This is a genomic window from Rhizobium sp. Leaf311, assembly GCF_001423445.1.
In the GTDB taxonomy this organism is placed as follows: domain Bacteria; phylum Pseudomonadota; class Alphaproteobacteria; order Rhizobiales; family Rhizobiaceae; genus Agrobacterium.
The window spans coordinates 150,648-167,130 of record NZ_LMNZ01000024.1; the positions used below are offsets into that span (position 1 = coordinate 150,648).

General features: G+C 55.8%; 15 protein-coding genes. 14 read left to right on the plus strand and 1 reads right to left on the minus strand.

Translation table 11 applies throughout. The features are described from left to right. Window positions 1–28: 28 nt before the first annotated feature. Complete coding sequence (locus tag ASF69_RS22070) at window positions 29–886, minus strand: enoyl-CoA hydratase/isomerase family protein (protein ID WP_062590689.1); 858 nt, start codon at window positions 884–886, stop codon at window positions 29–31. 173 nt (window positions 887–1,059) lie between these two features. Between ASF69_RS22070 and ASF69_RS22075 the strand changes: the two genes are divergently transcribed. The 14 genes from ASF69_RS22075 to ASF69_RS22140 all read left to right on the plus strand — a co-directional run bounded on the left by ASF69_RS22075 (window position 1,060) and on the right by ASF69_RS22140 (window position 16,476). Further along, on the plus strand, window positions 1,060–1,380 hold the full coding sequence (locus ASF69_RS22075; RefSeq protein ID WP_280136395.1) for a helix-turn-helix domain-containing protein: 321 nt from the start codon (window positions 1,060–1,062) through the stop codon (window positions 1,378–1,380). 155 nt (window positions 1,381–1,535) lie between these two features. Further along, window positions 1,536–2,450 (plus strand): LysR family transcriptional regulator, encoded by a 915-nt coding sequence (locus ASF69_RS22080; RefSeq protein WP_062590693.1) that lies wholly within the window; start codon window positions 1,536–1,538, stop codon window positions 2,448–2,450. Between the two features lie 289 nt (window positions 2,451–2,739). Continuing rightward, window positions 2,740–4,953 (plus strand): xanthine dehydrogenase family protein molybdopterin-binding subunit, encoded by a 2,214-nt coding sequence (locus ASF69_RS22085; protein ID WP_082469832.1) that lies wholly within the window; start codon window positions 2,740–2,742, stop codon window positions 4,951–4,953. Between the two features lie 3 nt (window positions 4,954–4,956). Beyond that, window positions 4,957–5,265: a YciI-like protein gene (locus tag ASF69_RS22090; RefSeq protein WP_062590696.1), complete on the plus strand. Its 309-nt coding sequence runs from the start codon at window positions 4,957–4,959 to the stop codon at window positions 5,263–5,265. A gap of 8 nt (window positions 5,266–5,273) precedes the next feature. Further along, window positions 5,274–5,810: a 2Fe-2S iron-sulfur cluster-binding protein gene (locus ASF69_RS22095; protein ID WP_082469833.1), complete on the plus strand. Its 537-nt coding sequence runs from the start codon at window positions 5,274–5,276 to the stop codon at window positions 5,808–5,810. Next, window positions 5,807–6,793 carry a xanthine dehydrogenase family protein subunit M gene (locus ASF69_RS22100; protein WP_062590698.1) on the plus strand — a complete coding sequence of 329 codons (987 nt, stop codon included), beginning with the start codon at window positions 5,807–5,809 and terminating at the stop codon, window positions 6,791–6,793. Before ASF69_RS22095 ends, ASF69_RS22100 begins: the two co-directional genes overlap by 4 nt. Window positions 6,794–6,976: 183 nt before the next feature. After that, on the plus strand, window positions 6,977–7,747 hold the full coding sequence (locus ASF69_RS22105; RefSeq protein ID WP_062590700.1) for an alpha/beta hydrolase: 771 nt from the start codon (window positions 6,977–6,979) through the stop codon (window positions 7,745–7,747). Window positions 7,748–7,847: 100 nt separating this feature from the next. Further along, window positions 7,848–8,540 carry a DJ-1/PfpI family protein gene (locus ASF69_RS22110; RefSeq protein WP_062590701.1) on the plus strand — a complete coding sequence of 231 codons (693 nt, stop codon included), beginning with the start codon at window positions 7,848–7,850 and terminating at the stop codon, window positions 8,538–8,540. 156 nt (window positions 8,541–8,696) lie between these two features. Beyond that, a complete protein-coding gene (locus tag ASF69_RS22115) occupies window positions 8,697–9,551 on the plus strand; it encodes a helix-turn-helix domain-containing protein (protein ID WP_162238106.1) in 855 nt (284 codons plus the stop codon). Window positions 9,552–9,761: 210 nt separating this feature from the next. After that, window positions 9,762–10,706 (plus strand): alpha/beta hydrolase, encoded by a 945-nt coding sequence (locus ASF69_RS23695; protein ID WP_062590856.1) that lies wholly within the window; start codon window positions 9,762–9,764, stop codon window positions 10,704–10,706. A gap of 120 nt (window positions 10,707–10,826) precedes the next feature. Continuing rightward, window positions 10,827–11,456, plus strand: coding sequence for a (2Fe-2S)-binding protein (locus tag ASF69_RS22125; RefSeq protein ID WP_244475564.1), 630 nt, complete (start codon window positions 10,827–10,829; stop codon window positions 11,454–11,456). Between the two features lie 2 nt (window positions 11,457–11,458). After that, window positions 11,459–12,442, plus strand: coding sequence for a xanthine dehydrogenase family protein subunit M (locus ASF69_RS22130; protein WP_062590704.1), 984 nt, complete (start codon window positions 11,459–11,461; stop codon window positions 12,440–12,442). A gap of 3 nt (window positions 12,443–12,445) precedes the next feature. Beyond that, window positions 12,446–14,623 carry a xanthine dehydrogenase family protein molybdopterin-binding subunit gene (locus ASF69_RS22135; protein WP_062590705.1) on the plus strand — a complete coding sequence of 726 codons (2,178 nt, stop codon included), beginning with the start codon at window positions 12,446–12,448 and terminating at the stop codon, window positions 14,621–14,623. A 197-nt stretch (window positions 14,624–14,820) separates the two neighbouring features. Beyond that, on the plus strand, window positions 14,821–16,476 hold the full coding sequence (locus tag ASF69_RS22140; RefSeq protein WP_062590707.1) for a thiamine pyrophosphate-dependent enzyme: 1,656 nt from the start codon (window positions 14,821–14,823) through the stop codon (window positions 16,474–16,476). Window positions 16,477–16,483 lie beyond the last annotated feature (7 nt).

Genomic DNA, 16,483 nt, shown 5'->3' on the forward strand with positions numbered 1-16,483 from the left:
CGCCTTCGAACTGGCTTCCAGTTGCCTGTCAATTGTTACGGACGGTCGCATCAACAGAGCTATAGCCATTGAGACCTCTTAGCAACGCCTCCAAATCTAGCTCCCCATCACGTGTTTGCGCCCCGGCTGCGAGGCCACCCCGAATGAGCGTTGCAGCCGCTGGCTTTGCGAACAGACCTGCCCAGGCCTCGTGCTCCCGAAGGAAGCCAGCACCAAGATCAGGCACAGGCATTGCCAACTTCGCAGCAGCAATCACACCTTTGGGCAAGGCCGCGATATTGTTCGCCAACCGACTGATAAAGCTGTCTAGCTGCTCCAAAGGTATGGCTCGGTTTATCCAGCCATACCTTTCTGCGGTTTCGGCATCAATCAGATCTGCTCCAAGAATAATTTCAAGCGCGCGAGCCCTTGTCATGCAGCTTGCCAGATACTGTGTGCCGCCGCCTCCTGGAATGATACCCATGAGCGCCTCGCATTGCGCGAGACCCGCCTTGCCTTCCGCCGCAAATACCATATCGGCGGCAGTAACGAATTCCGCGCCGCCGCCCCGCGCTATTCCTGCGAGCTTTGCGATGGTGACCTGAGGCTGTTCCCGGATCAACTCACCAAGCGCCTGGAATGGATTCAGTCCTTCGGGTGCTTCGCGAGCAATATCGTCGAATGCATGCGGCTCATCGATGAGTGTCATATCGACATGCGCAATGAAAAAATCAGGATTGGCGTTCTCGAACACCAGCACGCGAATGTCGGAGCGATCGCGCATCGTCAAAAGCACATGGCGCAGTTCTTTCATCAACGCGACATCGAGAACGTTCACCGGTGGATTGTGAATCGTGATCGTTGCCACACCTTTTTCAGAGAACAAATTGAGACGTTCTAACTTCATTTTTCCATCCCTGGCTGTACTGAAAATGAGCCCGCGCAGCGGACTTGCCTGCTCGATACAAGATGGTATTCGTTATATTAGTCGTCAATTACGCACTTGAAACATACCTAGGATGATGGAGAATACCGATTAGCGACGTAGAGATTGTTTATCGAGCGGACTGTCCAAGCCGCGTGATTCTTGATCAAATTGCTGATAAATGGTCGATGATGGTGCGGGAGGTTTTAAACGAGCCGAAACGCTTCAACGCCATCAAGCGGCAGTTGGACGGCGTCACACAAAGGGTTTTGACACAGACGTTACGCAAGCTGGAACGCAATGGCATGATCACGCGTCGGGTTTTGCCCGGACGCGTGCTTGGTGTAGAATATGCCTTGAGTCCGCTTGGTCAGTCACTGAAAGAGCCCTTTTCGACGCTCTTTCAGTGGACTTTGGCCAACATCGACACCATAGAAGACTGCCAGCGGAAGTTTGACACGCAGCATTCTCACTGACCAAAAGTCGCAGGCGGCCAGACATTTACGGTTCGCGTTCTAGCAAATCAGCTAGGAAAAAAATCTACAGCGTCTGAAACTTAAATGAGCATGTGCGTCTGACCGTTACCGCTTATTTTCTTTCCGAACCATGACCCTGCAAACGGAGGACGCCCTTGATATTCGACGGCAGAATAATCGCGGGCATTACTGTGTTCGTTGCTGTTGCCAAAACAGGCAGCTATGCGAAGGCAGGCGAACAGCTTGGCTTGTCGAGGTCGGGGATTGGAAAAGCGATCGGCCGGCTCGAAGACCGAACCGGCATGCGGCTGTTCGACCGCAACTCACGCGCGATCAAACTGACCGATCAGGGACGAACTTTTCTGGATGAGACAACTCCGTTGCTCGAGGCACTGGGACGGACTGCAAGACCCGCTTCGGCAACGAATGTCAGGGGGCGATTGCGCGTATCGACAGACGGTGCGTTGGGTCCCTATCTCCTGATCCCGATCCTGCCTGATTTTCTCGCGGACAACCCTCAGGTAAAGGTCGATTTGTTTGTACGAGACCGGATCGACAATCTACTTTCAGAAGGTGTCGATGCCGCAATCCGGTTCGGAGAGCCCAAATCCAACGATCTCGACAAGCAGCTCCTGCTGACAAGCCGCGTGGTCACCTGCGCAAGTTCGGCCTATATTGAGCGGTTCGGCAGACCGTCTGCTCCTGGCGACATTCTGGGCAATCATCGCTGTATTCGTATGATCGACGCGACAACCGGCAAGCCTTACGCATGGGATTTTGTCAATGCGACAGGGGAACGGCAGTCGATTTCCCCAGATTGTGGCCTAACCCTGAATGATGCGCCGTCGCTTGTCGCGGCGGCTCTGAATGGTTACGGCATCGTTCGCCTGCTCGACTTCGTTGCGAAAGAACTCATTCTCAAAGGGGAATTGGTAGAGGTGATGCCGGAGTGGAACCATTTTTACTGGCCCGCTTTCATTTACACGTCTGTCGATGAATACAAATCTCCAGCAGTCGAGGCTTTTAAGCAGTTTGCGCTGTCGCGCTTAAAGCGGCCAGCCGCTAAGTGAGCCGGACCAGCACCAAGAACGTCTGATTCCGCTGCCACAGGGCACGACCGCCCCCTGTTGGCCAAGACTGTCCATGCCACTTGCTAGGGCGAGGCGGCGCGAAAACGCGACGCACCAAGCGTCCCATGTTTGGTGCTTCGATACTGGCCGTCCGCAATCTTTCTCGCCTTTCTGTCCGCGTTGCAGCGACAAATTGGCGCGAAACATTCCAAGCCGTTGAGCTATTTCTATCCCCGCACGGCAAGACCTTCGATCCGCATGCCGACGGAGCGAACTACGGAGTTATTGGATGGGATCAAACTTTTCGCACGCATCGTTACCCGAGAGTTCAGCAGCGCCGCACTTCTCGTCATTGGTACGCACTGATGCGCCTTTCAAAGTGGTCGGTGCGGCAAAATATACCGCCGACCACAAGGTGGACAATCTCACCCATGCCGCCCTCGTATGTAGCCCGATCGCCCGCGGACGCGTCGTCTCAATTGATCTCGACACTGCAATGCAATGCCAAGGTGTCCTGGGTGTTGTCTCACATCTGAACGCAGCGGAACTGCGCGGTGATGCTGCACCCACTTGGCCAACGACGCCTGAAGAAATACTGCGCCGACCAGATCATGGCGCAAGCCTCACGCTGGCGGATTCGACCATTCGCTATGCAGGCCAGCCAGTCGCAGCCGTCATCGCAGATTCGCTTGAAAACGCAGTCTATGCCGCACACGCGCTCAAGATCGAATATTTTGAAGATCATCTCCAGGTGGGGTTGGAGGCGCATGCGCACCAAGCACGCGAACCGCAGACCGGACAAATTCCAGGCGGTGAACCGGCGACGTCCCAGCGGGGCAACGTGGATGATGCGCTCAAAGCCGCATCTGTCATCGTAAGCGAGACTTATAGATCACCTGCCGCCCATCATAATCCAATAGAAGCGCCCGCAACGCTTGCCATGTGGGAAGATAGAAAACTGATCGTCTATGACGCCAATCAGGGTCCTCACATCGTCGCCGCTGCCCTCGCAAGCGCATTCGGCCTGGAAAAAGAAAAAGTGCGGGTTGTTTCAAAATTTGTAGGCGGCGCCTTCGGCTGCAAGCTTCAGCTTTGGCCTCACGGATATATCGCGGCGCTGGCATCGCGCCTCGTAGAGCGACCCGTAAAATTGGTTCTGACCCGACCGCAGATGTTCACGGGTGTTGGGCACCGTCCGGAACTGGTTCAGCACGTCACATTAGGGGCCGATGAGAAAGGCCAGCTTCTGGCCATAAAACACGAGGCTTTCGTTCAAAGCGGAATGGTCGATGAATATGTCGAAGGCTGTGTCGGCAGGACGCGTAGCCGCTATGCCTGTACCAATGTTTCCGTCACGACGAAATTGGTACACCTTAATTTCCCCGCTGGCACCTCCATGCGCGCACCGGGAAAAAGTACCGGGTCGTTCGCACTCGAAACCGCTATGGACGAGCTTGCTGTCAGACTGCAGATCGACCCTGTCGATCTTCGCCTGCGAAACTTCGCGTCCGAAGACCCGGATTCGGGTAAACCCTGGTCAAGCACGGCATTGAAGCAGTGCTACGAGGTCGGAGCATCGCGGTTTGGTTGGCGAGCAGGCGCAGAACGTCGCGGTAGACGTGAGGGGCGGCTTCTCATTGGCCATGGAATGGCATGCGGAAGTTACCCACGATACGCGTCTGCCGCAACCGCGCGGGTTGTGCTTTATCCCTCCGGGCATGCCGTCATTGCCACCGGACTTTCGGAGATTGGCACGGGAAATACGACGGTGATGCCGCGGATTGTCTCGGAGGCACTAGGGATACCAGCCGAAAACGTGGAACTACAGTTTGGGGATACCGACCTGCCCTTCGCCCCGCAAGCCGGGGGGTCACGTATCGTCGCAAGCGTTGGACGAGCAATTTTGCTGGCGTGTGAAGACCTGAAGGCAAAGCTACGGTCTCTCACATCATCCTCGCCGGATGTCGGTAACGACCAACTTCTGGGGGCTCTGTCGAAAACCGACACCGGATCCATTGAAGGATTTGGAAGTTTTTCCCCTGATGGCGCTCTGCCGGTGAGCGTCGAAAGCAATGCGGCACATTTTTGCGAGGTGGTTGTCGATCCGGATTTCGGCTCTATTCGGGTCCGACGTTTTGTCAGCGCAATTGATGTCGGTCAGGTCCTCAGCCCGGTGACGGCGAAATCCCAGATCATAGGGGCGGCCACGATGGGGATCGGTCAGGCACTTTGGGAAGCAACGCATATCGACGACCGGTTCGGCCGATACATCAACACTGACCTTGGCGAATATCTTGTTCCTGTAAACGCCGACATTCCCGACATCGATGTCGCATTTGTTGGGCTCCCCGATCCCGGCACCGGCGTTCTGGGCGCAAAAAGCGCCGGTGAGATCGGGATCGTCGGCGTTGCCGCTGCCATTGCAAATGCCGTTTACGACGCAACGGGCTGCCGGGCGCGCGCCCTTCCTATTCAGTTCGATAAGCTCAACTACGAGGGATGATCAATGAAGCATTATATTCTCTTTATGGAATTCGGTGAGAGCTATGAAGCACGCAGACCCGAGTTTCGGAACGCTCATCTTGAAAAGGCCTGGGCCGCTGTCGACAGGGGCGAACTCATTCTTGCGGGTGCTCTCACGGATCCGCTCGATACCGGCGTCATCCTTTTCAAGGCAGACAGCATCGACGTCGTTGAGAAATTCGCCAAGAAAGACCCCTACATCAACAATGGACTTGTACGCAGCTGGCGCATACGGGAATGGGCGACAGTTGTCGGACCCGAAGCATCGTCCATCATTCGGCCTGATGAGTGAGGTTCCGCATGAACCAGGGTTCAAAGTCTGCATCGGATAAGATGGATGTAAGCCTTACCGTGAATGGTGTCGACGTTCTACTGCACGTCGATCCTCGAATGACGTTGCTGGACGCGCTGCGAGATATTGTTGGTTTGACCGGCACAAAGAAGGGTTGCGATCAGGGGCAGTGCGGAGCCTGCACCGTACTTGTCGGAGGCCGACGCATAAACAGTTGTCTATCCTTCGTCGTGATGCATGAGGGCGATGACATTACGACGATCGAGGGACTGGGCTCCTTGAATGACCTGCATCCGATGCAGGCGGCATTCGTGAAGCACGATGGTCTTCAATGCGGCTATTGCACACCCGGTCAAATCTGTTCGGCGGTCGGGGCACTCAAAGAACTGCAGCGAGGCGTCCCGAGCCATGTCACGCAGGACATCAACCATCCTGACGGCTCTGACGAGGAAATCCGTGAGCGTATGAGCGGCAACATCTGTCGATGCGCCGCCTACCCCAACATCGTCGCAGCGATCCGGGAAGTTTTGGAGACGGAACCATGAAATATTTCACCTATGAGCGGGTGTCGAATCCTGCTCAAGCAGTCGAGGCGTTCGCGCGAACACCCGGAGCAAGATATATTGCGGGAGGCACAAATCTCATCGATTTGATGAAGCTCAATATAGAAGCGCCTCCACACCTGATCGATGTAAACCGCGTCGGTCTTGAACGTATAGAGGATACGGAAGAAGGCGGATTGCGGATTGGCGCTCTTGTTCGCAATACCGATGTCGCCACCGACGAGCGCGTCCGCACTGGCTATCCCGTTCTAGCGCGCGCTCTGGTATCGGGCGCATCGGGCCAATTGCGAAACAAGGCAACTGTTGGCGGAAATCTGCTCCAACGCACACGATGCATGTATTTCTATTCCGCCGATCTTCCTTGCAACAAGCGGCAGCCAGGGTCCGGATGCGCCGCGCTGGAAGGACTTTCGCGTAATCTTGCCGTCATTGGTGGGAGCGATTCCTGTATTGCGACACATCCTTCCGATATGGCGGTCGCTCTCAGAGCACTGGATGCGGTTGTCGAGACTTTGAACCCCGACGGTAACGCAAGGGAAATACCCATTGCGGAGCTGCATGTTCTTCCGGGGCAGACACCTCACATTGAGACCGGATTGCGGCCAGGTGAACTGATCACCGCCGTGAAGCTTCCGAAGCCTGTTGGAGGAACTCAGCGTTATCTCAAGCTTCGAGATCGGGCGTCATACGCATTCGCAAATGTGTCGATCGCATTGGTTGCGCATTTCGAAGGATCGAAGCTCACGGCGAGCCGTGTCGCTTTCGGAGGCGTGGCCCCCAAACCGTGGCGCGTTGAAATGGCAGAAAACGATATCTCAGCAAGCCCGAACCCAGCCGATCATGTCGCCGATATCGCGTTTAACGGGGCCATGCCGACGAAACACAACGCATTCAAGTTGCCGCTCGCACGTCGCGCTCTCTCAGTTCTTTTCAGAGAAATGCAGCCTCATCCTGACGGGGTTTAAAAAGGCGTTACTGAACACCGCATGTCGCGGCGCCTGTAGGATTGCTTACACCAGCTGAAACCATACCGGCAGTTGTTGTATGATGAATATGCCTCGATAAGACGGGTATCGCCGTACGCGAATACTGTCCGCCTTCACGTTCACTTTTTCATGACTCTATGATTCCAAAACGTAGGAGAGACTATGTATAAGATTGCTTTGGCTTGGATCGCCGCTGCCCTTGTATTTTCTTCACCCGTTCAGGCAGCAGACACCGACAAACCGACCATTGTTCTCGTTCACGGCGCTTTCGCCGATGGCGGCAGTTGGAATGGTGTCATCAAGTCTTTGACGAAAGACGGTTTTCGCACAGTGGCCGTCGCAAACCCCTTGCGCGGTGTGAAATCTGACGCCGGATACCTTTCCTCGATTATCGACAGCATCAAAACGCCTGTGGTGCTGGTCGGCCATTCCTACGGCGGCTCGGTCATTTCCGTAGCGGCCGCAGGTCATACAAATGTAAAATCTCTCGTATTTGTTTCGGCCTTTGCACCCGACACCGGCGAGTCAGCCGCAACACTTTCCGGCAAGTACCCCGGGAGTTCCCTGGCATCGGCTCTGGCCGAGCCTGTTGGATTGGCCGGGGGAGGATCGGATCTTTATATCGATCAGAAGAAGTTTCATCAGCAGTTCGCACACGACGTTTCCCGCAACGAAGCGGCGCTGATGGCCGCAACGCAGCGACCTGTAACGAACGCCGCTCTCGACGAGCCATCAGGCGAGCCTGCCTGGAAAACAATTCCCTCATGGTTCATCTATGGAAGTGGCGACAAGAACATTCCACCAGCGAGCATGAAGTTCATGGCTGATCGCGCCGGTTCCAAACAGACGGTTGTCATCCCCGACGCATCCCACGTTGTGATGGTTTCTCATCCGAAAGCGGTTGCAGACCTGATCAAAAAAGCTGCGAAGTAACAATTGCATCGGGACGCGCGAGGCAATCGTGTGTCCCGATATCTCTAAGAACCAGCGTCGTACGCATGCACGAAGCGCGAATTATTGGAAGGTTCTTTACATGACCACAAAAAACGCACTCTCGGTTGGATTTCTTCTTTTCCCGCAATTGACCCAGCTCGACCTTACCGGACCTTACGAGGTCTTTGCGCGAGCTCCAGATATGACCGTTCATCTCATTTGGAAAAATCGTGAACCCGTTTTGTCGGACTCAAATTTGGCGATTGTGCCCACCACGACATTTGCCGAATGCCCACCCATCGACATCATATGCGTGCCCGGTGGACCGGGCCAGGTCGATCTGATGGAAGACCAGGAAACATTGGCTTTCCTGAAGCGCGTTGCGAGCACCGCAAAACTCGTAACGTCCGTCTGCACAGGCTCACTGATCCTTGGCGCTGCCGGGCTGTTGAAAGGCTATCGTGCAACATCGCACTGGTCTTCGATTGATCAGCTATCGCTGCTGGGTGCGGAGCCTGTACACGAGCGCGTCGTATGGGACAGAAACCGCGTCACTGGCGCCGGGGTTACGTCAGGCATAGATTTCGCCTTGACCGTCGTCGCGGATCTTTACGGCAGCGATATTGCACAGGGGATTCAGCTCGCGCTCGAGTATGATCCAAAGCCGCCATTCAAGACAGGATCGCCTGCCGAGGCACCCGAAGCTTTGGTAGAGGCCGCCAGAAGCGCCATGGTGGCGCCGCTTGCCAGAAGACGCGCTGTCACAGAACGGGCAGCAAAAGGCCTGCTTTGAGCAGGTGAGCGAAAACCCGAAAAACCAGCAAGTGCTTTGCAAAGCAAACACCTGGAATTTGGCACATCTGCGAAAGAGTTGAATCTGATGGAAACCCGGCAGCCTCGCTTCGATCCAGAGAGTTTGCTCTCATCCGAGTCCCAGCCATGTAGCCTGATGCAGTCCAGCAGAACACTGGATTGGTCCGACCTGTTGCTCGATGTCCAGCGAGGGTATGGGCAGTCGAGCATCTTCGAGACACACAGCACCGGCGACATCTCACTGGTGGTCAAGCTTAAAGGTTGCTCGTCCGTGAAGGTTCTGACGAATGGACGATGGCAGCATGCATTTTACGAGGTCGGATGCGGCGGTCTCACGGCCAGACACCAGACCAATCGGCTACAATTTGAGGTTCAAAAAAGTGACCCTTTCGCGGAAACGGCTCACCTCTATCTCGCTCAAGTGGTCCTTGACGAGGTTGCAGAAGATTATCGCCGCATCGGTGCTCGCGACATCGATAGACACCTGAATGCATTGGTGTTCTCCGACGAAACGATTTTTCATACGACCTTGGCACTCACGCGCGCCCTTACCGCTGGTGCGCCAAGCCTTTATGCCGAACAAACCGTCAGTTTTCTGAGTGCCCATCTGCTTTCGCAGCATGCCGCGTGGTGGAACCCTGACAATGATGGCCGTACGAGCCACCAGCTTACGGACCGTCGTCTAAGACGGGCAGTGGAATACATGTCCGTCTCATTGGACTTGCCACTAACGCTTCACGACATCGCGGCCGAGGCGGGTCTGAGTAAACATCACTTCCTGCGTGAGTTCCGCGCGGTGACAGGTTCGACACCGTTCAAATACCTCCAAAAATTGCGACTGGAGACGGCGCGACGGCTGCTGCGGACGTCGCAGCTTCCTGTCGCCGAAATCGGTTATCGATGCGGGTTCACGCGTGCCAGCAATTTCTCAACGGTCTTCACCAATCATTTTGGAGCGACGCCGACCGTCTACAGATCGACCGCAGGATAGACCGTGAGAAGCGCCTCTCCGGTGCGCGGCAAACACTGACCGGATTGTAAGTTTGCGCAATCCAACAACCTTAAACCCACAGCAGTTGGGGACTTTCGTCATATTGCTAATTGATTTCGCAGGATCGGCAAATAGCAGAAACAGACTGGAAGACCAGACGGTCGCAGATAATGATGGGAAGTTCGCAGTCATATTCTTTGGAGCTCAATGATGGCCCGTGCACAACACCAGCTAAAGCCCGATGAAGACGCTTCGCAAAATGCTCTTCAGGGAATAGCGGACAGTTTCATTGAATGGCCACGGGCGCCGACTCTTCGGTATCCGGATGCGTGTGGACTTGAATTCGAGCATATTTGGTTTCCGTCCGAGGACGGACTTCCGCTTCAAGGTTGGTTCATTCCCGCCTCAGGATCCAGAAAGATCATTATCGCCAACCATCCACGTTGGCTGGACCGCGCTGACTTACCGCCTCATTTGATACCCTTGTTCGGCAGCCGGACGGCTAAAGGCCCTGAGAGCGATTTCATTGCGGACTATAAAATTCTGACCGACGCCGGATACAATATCCTTGCCTACGATTTGCGAAATTTCGGGCCAGTCGGTGCAGTCAATGGCAGCGTCTTTTCTGGTGGCCGCCATGAATCGCGAGACGTGATCGGAGCGCTACGTTATGTCCGCAGCCACCACGATTTGCGTCACATGTCGATCGGACTGTTCAGTCGCTGTGTCGGTGCAAACGCAACACTCTTTGCTATGACGCGCAGACCCGATGTGTTTGTGGACGTTCGTTTTATGGTTTGCGCTCAGCCATTTTTCGTCGAGGCGGTGCTGAACCGGGCGTTCGAGAGGCTAGGCATTCCGCATTGCTGTCTCGATGATCTTGATAACCGGGTCTTTCTGAATACCGGTTTTAAAATTGCGCAATTCAGCCCAATCCCGTGGGCGAAAAGCGTGGCTATTCCCACATTACTCTATCAGGCAACGCGCGATTGCAGCAGAAACCCGGACGACATCCACACTGCTTACGACGCCATACCCTGCCCCCAAAAAAAGCTGGTCCGCATTGATGGCAAGAACGGCTCTTCGGACGGATACGCCTACTTCCAAAGACAGCCAAACGAGATTCTGTCGTGGTGTGAGGAACACATGACCTGACGTCACCTGAGGAGATCGTCACCAGATGCCCACTCGAAGTTCCGGGTCGGATCTGAAGATACGACGATCGCAAGCAATTTATTCGCTGAGTTCGTCAAGACACATCAGGAGAAGCCAATCGTGCCACAGAATATAGAAGCAGACGGAAATCAGGAGTTTGGTTTCACCCGCAGGGAAGTTGTGATCGGGGCGGTTGGCTTCGGCGTTTCCGAATTCACATGGGGATCGATTTCTACAGCGGCGGCGCAACAACCGACCACTGGAACAATCGATTATCTTGATCGGGTGCCGGTTTCAATGAGGGTCAACGGTCAGGAGGTGGCCGAAACACTCGATCCCCGGACCTCGTTGCTGGATTTTCTGCGCGAAACAAGAGGTCTCTTTGGCACAAAGAAAGGCTGCGACCACGGCCAGTGCGGGGCCTGTACGGTTCACGTCGATGGCGCACGCGTCGCATCTTGCCTCACACCCGTCGTGCAATGCGAGAAACGCTTGGTTGAGACAATCGAAAGCATCGCACGCGAGGGCCAATTGCATGCGATGCAGCAGGCTTTCATCGATCATGACGCCATGCAGTGCGGCTATTGTACACCGGGTCAGATCATGGCTGCCATAGCATGTGTGCGGGAGGGCCACGCCGCATCTCGCGCGGAAATCAAGGAATTCATGAGCGGCAATCTCTGTCGATGCGGTGCGTATGAAAACATCGTGAGCGCAATCGAAGATGCTCGCACGAAGATGGAGAGCTGAACATGCATCCTTTCTCCTATTTTCGGGCCAGCGGTGCTGATGATGTCAATAAGGCGCTTCGCGATGAGGGAACACGCATCCTCGCAGGCGGCACCACCCTCTACGACTTGATGAAATTGGATGTCGAAAATCCTGTGAGGGTTGTCGATATCAGCGGACTTGCCCCCCAGCCGATCCGCGTCGAAAACGACACGCTGATACTGGATTCACTGCTCCGTATGAGCCAGGCCGCCGAAAACGAGACGCTTCGTCTGCGGTCCCCTGCCCTGCGAGAAGCACTCATGCTGGCAGCCTCGCAGCAGCTGCGGAATATGGCAACCCTCGGCGGCAATCTGCTCCAAAGAACCCGCTGTAGCTACTTTCGCCATGGTGAACCTTATGCGTGCAACAAGCGCCAGCCAGCATCTGGTTGCGCAGCGCTTGAGGGTCTGAATAGAAACCACGCGCTTTTCGGTGGATCGAATGCATGTATAGCCGTTTATCCCGGTGACTTCGCAACGGCACTGGCCGCTTTCGACGCGAGGGTCGAAATTACAGGTCCATCTGGCGCAAGGGAGCTGGATCTTGTCGATCTTCACCGGGAGCCCGGCGAAACTCCCCATCTGGAGACCCATCTGCGCCCGGACGAATTCATCAAGGCCATACATATACCGCTGACGAAAGCCGCCCGCTCGTCCACTTACGTCAAAATCCGTGATCGCGAGTCCTATGCCTTCGCCCTCGTTTCGGCAGCGGTAGGCATCGAAATGGAGGGAGAGATTGTTCGGGATGTGCGCATAGCGCTGGGAGGCGTGGCTACCCGACCATGGCGATCGGCAGCCGCGGAACAAGCACTCATCGGTCGTCCCCTGAATGACGATACAGCACAGGCAGCCGGTCGTGCAGCATTCGTCGGCGCCTCAACCACCCGCCACAACGCCTTCAAGACCGAGCTTGGGGCGCGGGTCGTTGCCGATGCCCTCATGATTGCAAAGACAAGGATCTGAAACATGGCAGACACGCAGTTTCCCAATATCGTTCGCGTCGATGCACATGCCAAAGTCATGGGCGCTCCGATCTACGCTGCCGACATGCGAAGCGAGGGGCAGCTGCATGCCGTCTTCGCAGTTGCAACCGTTGCCAAGGGTAAGATCTCCGAGATCGACGTTTCAGCGGCCCGCGCTCTGGCACGCGTGAAGATGGTGGTCACGCACGAGGATGTTCAGGGCCTGAAGCCCGCTGGCTTTCTCCTGGGTGGTGGCTATGCCTTCCAGAGCCTCAATCCCTTGGCGAGCGAAGTGATCGCGCATCGTGGCCAGCCGATCGCCATGGTGGTAGCCGAAACGCTGGAGGTTGCTCTGCATGCACGCACTCTGATCCGCGTCGTGTACGAGAAGGAGCCGTTCGCTGCGTCAATCTCGAGCAGTGGAACAAACACCATTGCGCAGGCAGAGTCTCCGCTGCCGCAACAACTCTTTGCCGATACTGTTGCCGGAGATGCCGTGACCGCCCTGGCAAGCGCTGTTGAAGTTGTCGATGCGAGCTTCTACAGCCCCCCTCAACATCAAAATCCCATAGAGCTGGTTGCAACTGTTGCGACCTGGGAAGATGACAAGCTCATCATTCATGAAGGCACGCAAAATGCTGGCGCGATAAAATTCGGCGTGGCGCAAAGCCTCGGGATTCCTCCGGAGAACGTAACGGTCATTTCTCCACATGCCGGCGGAGGATTTGGACAGAAGAACTCCATGCAGATGCAGACGACCCTTGTGGCATGGGCCGCACGGCAGCTTGGCGCATCGGTGAAAATGGTGGTTCCCCGTGCCCAGCTTTTTACCAATGCGAGCTTCCGTCCTGAATCACGTCACAGAGTTCGGCTCGGTGCGGATAAGGATGGCCGCATTACATCGGCTCTCTACGATGTCGATGCCCAAAGCTCACGGCATGACCTTTTTCCGTTGGACTATACGAGCGCAGCGGCACGGCTCTACGGGATACCGAATTTCAAGGGCTTCCAGAGGATCGTGCAGACGGATGTGCAAACGCCGGGATATATGCGGGCACCATATGAGCACTTCGCATCCTTTGCTCTCGACACAGCCGTCGATGAGATGGCGGCGCGGTTCGAACGTGATCCGGTGGAATACAGGCTATCGCTGGATACGGACAAAGATCCGGTTTCCGGCCTGCCTCTCTCCTCACGTTTCCTCAACGAATGCCTTACACGTGGAGCACAACGGTTCGGATGGTCATCGCGCAACCCGAAGCCAGGCTCCATGAAAGCGGAAAACGGTGATCTGATCGGCATGGGTGTGGGGTGCGGGTGTTATAAGGCCGCCACCGCGGCTGCGGTGGCAACACTGAAAATGTCGCGGGATGGCGACGTCACAGTCTCGGTCGGTGTGCACGAGATGGGTCAGGGCATTCGAACCGCCTTGGCAAATGCAGTTGCCCGGAAACTTGGCATCGATCCTGCCAAGGTGGATGCCGTCATTGGCGACACGCGTGGCGCGCCCCAGCATCTGACCGCAGGTTCGTGGGGAACGGCGACGGCAGTTCCAGCGGCTGAGCAAGCAGCCGAAAAGCTTCTTGTGGAACTCGGACCCAATCCGCAATCGGCCATCGCAAAACAGGGCTTGGACAGCTATGAAGTCCGCATCGAAAGGCGCGCACCGGGGCAGCCCGCACAACTCGCCGAAGCGCTTCACTCCGGACGTCCTGCACCATGGGGGCCGATCTACCGTGAGTTCATAAGCTATAGTTACATCGCCCATTTCGTTGAAGTTCGCGTCGAGCCGACAACGCGGCGGATCCGCGTTGCGCGTGTCGTAAGCGTGGCCGATTGCGGTCGCGTGATAAGCCCGCGCACTGCCGAGAGCCAGGTCAAAGGGGGCGTTGTCTGGGGCATCGGAGCCGCGTTACGGGAAGCAACTGAAGTTGATCCGCGTTATGGCGGTTTCCTTAACACCGATATCGCCGAATACATCGTTCCCGTAAACGCTGACATCGGTCGCACGGAAGTCGAGTTCATTGACCGCCCAGATCCCCTTATCAACAGCACTGGTATCAAAGGTCTCGGCGAGGTCGTCATGACAGGCGTGGCTGCTGCAATTGCCAACGCGGTCTGGCACGCAACGGGACGTCGGCTCCGCACATTACCGATCAGAGTGGAAGACGTCCTTGCATAGCAGCGCCTGTGAAAGCATGGCCTGCCATATGGGATAACTGATCAAAACCCCTCCAGGGCGCACGATGCTCTTTCATTGGATGCGCCCAATACCCGAAAATCTATCGCCAAGAAAATTTGGTGACAACAGGTCAGAGCATGGACGCCAGCCCACAGGCCGACGCCATGCTGCTGAAGTAAGACTGTCCAGGAGTGAATATGACTACAGGTGCAGAGCGCCTTTTACAGGTGCTTTCAGACTCAGGCGTCAAATATATATTTGGCAATCCTGGAACGACAGAAATGCCCATCATGAATGCCCTTCGGCAGTTTCCCGAAATGACATATGTTCTTGGGCTTCAAGAAACGGCGGTCGTTGCCATGGCGGACGGATACGCCAAATCGAGTGGTAGCGCAGCATTCGTCAATCTTCATACGGCGGGTGGCCTCGGGCATGCCATGGGCGCTCTTCTTCATTCTCAAATCGCCAAGACGCCTATGGTCGTCACGGTTGGCCAGCAGGATACCAGACACAGCTTCAGCGATCCCCTTCTCTATGGCAACGCGGTCGGGATGGCGGCTCCCGTCGTGAAATGGGCACGGGAAGTGCTCCATCCGCATCAAATTGCGCCTCTTCTCCGGCGAGGGCTGGAAGCGACAATGACGCCGCCTCTTGGCCCCGTATTTCTCTCTCTACCTATTGACGTGCTGACGGGAGAGACGACTGATCTTGTAGAAAAGCCTTCCACCGTAAACCGAACCGCGGCTGCCGGTGGCTTGAAAGATCTGGCTCTTGCTTTGATGGAGATACAGCCGGAACGCCTGGGGATTATTGCGACAGACGAAGTGAATGCCGGTGACGCGATCGCGGAACTTGTCAACGTCGTCGATCTTCTTGGCGCGCGAGTCCATGGCCCGTCATGGCCAGGTGGAATGTCATTTCCTGCCTCACACCCCTTATGGAAGGGCAACCTTCCAACGACGGCTTCGGAAATGCGCTCCGTGCTCTCCGACCTAGACGCCGTTTTTGTTATCGGCGACAATCCGTTCATATCCTATCTCTACAGCGATGGTCCGGCCCTGCCGCAGCGCTGCCGTCTCTATCAGATCACCCATGATGGAAACGAGGCGGGTCGCACGTACCCGACGGAACTTGCATGTGTCGGTAACCTGAAAACATCGCTGCACGCTCTCGGTCTTCTGCTTGTCGATGCAAACGGCCATCATGAGCAAGCCCGTGCAACCCACCGATCGCTTGCTTCGGCCGAGAGAGAAGTGCGATTGTCTTGTCTGGAGGCACAGCTTGAAGAGCAAAAGCAACGAACGCCGATCAGTCCCTTCGTGGCCGCTGGCGAGGTGTTAAACGCGCTGAACACGGACGTGATCGTCGTCGATGAAGCGCCAGCGACCATGCTGCACGTGAGGTCGTTTCTCGAAAAAATCAATGTGCGCCGATACTTGTTCATGCGAAGTGCCATTCTCGGATGGGGTCTTCCAGCCGCCGTGGGAGCGGCTCTGGGATCGCCCGGCTCGCCTGTCGTTGCCCTCCTGGGAGACGGTTCGGCTCTCTATGCGCCACAGGCTCTGTGGACTGCAGCCAGACTGGGCGTGCCCGTCACATTCGTCATTATGAACAACGCGGAATACAATATTCTCAAACGATACTCTGTCGCTCAAGGCTATGAGACAGGAGGAAATTCCACGATCGCAGGCATGGAGCTTGATACGCCATACATAGACTTTCAAGCGCTTGCGACGGCTTTCGGCATCACTGCCCGCCGGGTGTATCGAGCAGATGAAATTCACTCAGCAATCCAAGAGGGCGTGTCATCGGGTCGACCGAACCTGATTGAAATCGTGATTTCGACATCTTGATCGAACC

Bases quoted from the DNA above. Each gene is read 5' to 3' on its own strand.
- ASF69_RS22070 (WP_062590689.1), bottom strand. From the start codon at position 886: ATGAAGTTAGAACGTCTCAATTTGTTCTCTGAAAAAGGTGTGGCAACG.
- ASF69_RS22085 (WP_082469832.1), top strand. From the start codon at position 2,740: ATGGGATCAAACTTTTCGCACGCATCGTTACCCGAGAGTTCAGCAGCG.
- ASF69_RS22090 (WP_062590696.1), top strand. From the start codon at position 4,957: ATGAAGCATTATATTCTCTTTATGGAATTCGGTGAGAGCTATGAAGCA.
- ASF69_RS22095 (WP_082469833.1), top strand. From the start codon at position 5,274: ATGAACCAGGGTTCAAAGTCTGCATCGGATAAGATGGATGTAAGCCTT.
- ASF69_RS22100 (WP_062590698.1), top strand. From the start codon at position 5,807: ATGAAATATTTCACCTATGAGCGGGTGTCGAATCCTGCTCAAGCAGTC.
- ASF69_RS22105 (WP_062590700.1), top strand. From the start codon at position 6,977: ATGTATAAGATTGCTTTGGCTTGGATCGCCGCTGCCCTTGTATTTTCT.
- ASF69_RS22110 (WP_062590701.1), top strand. From the start codon at position 7,848: ATGACCACAAAAAACGCACTCTCGGTTGGATTTCTTCTTTTCCCGCAA.
- ASF69_RS22115 (WP_162238106.1), top strand. From the start codon at position 8,697: ATGCAGTCCAGCAGAACACTGGATTGGTCCGACCTGTTGCTCGATGTC.
- ASF69_RS23695 (WP_062590856.1), top strand. From the start codon at position 9,762: ATGGCCCGTGCACAACACCAGCTAAAGCCCGATGAAGACGCTTCGCAA.
- ASF69_RS22130 (WP_062590704.1), top strand. From the start codon at position 11,459: ATGCATCCTTTCTCCTATTTTCGGGCCAGCGGTGCTGATGATGTCAAT.
- ASF69_RS22135 (WP_062590705.1), top strand. From the start codon at position 12,446: ATGGCAGACACGCAGTTTCCCAATATCGTTCGCGTCGATGCACATGCC.
- ASF69_RS22140 (WP_062590707.1), top strand. From the start codon at position 14,821: ATGACTACAGGTGCAGAGCGCCTTTTACAGGTGCTTTCAGACTCAGGC.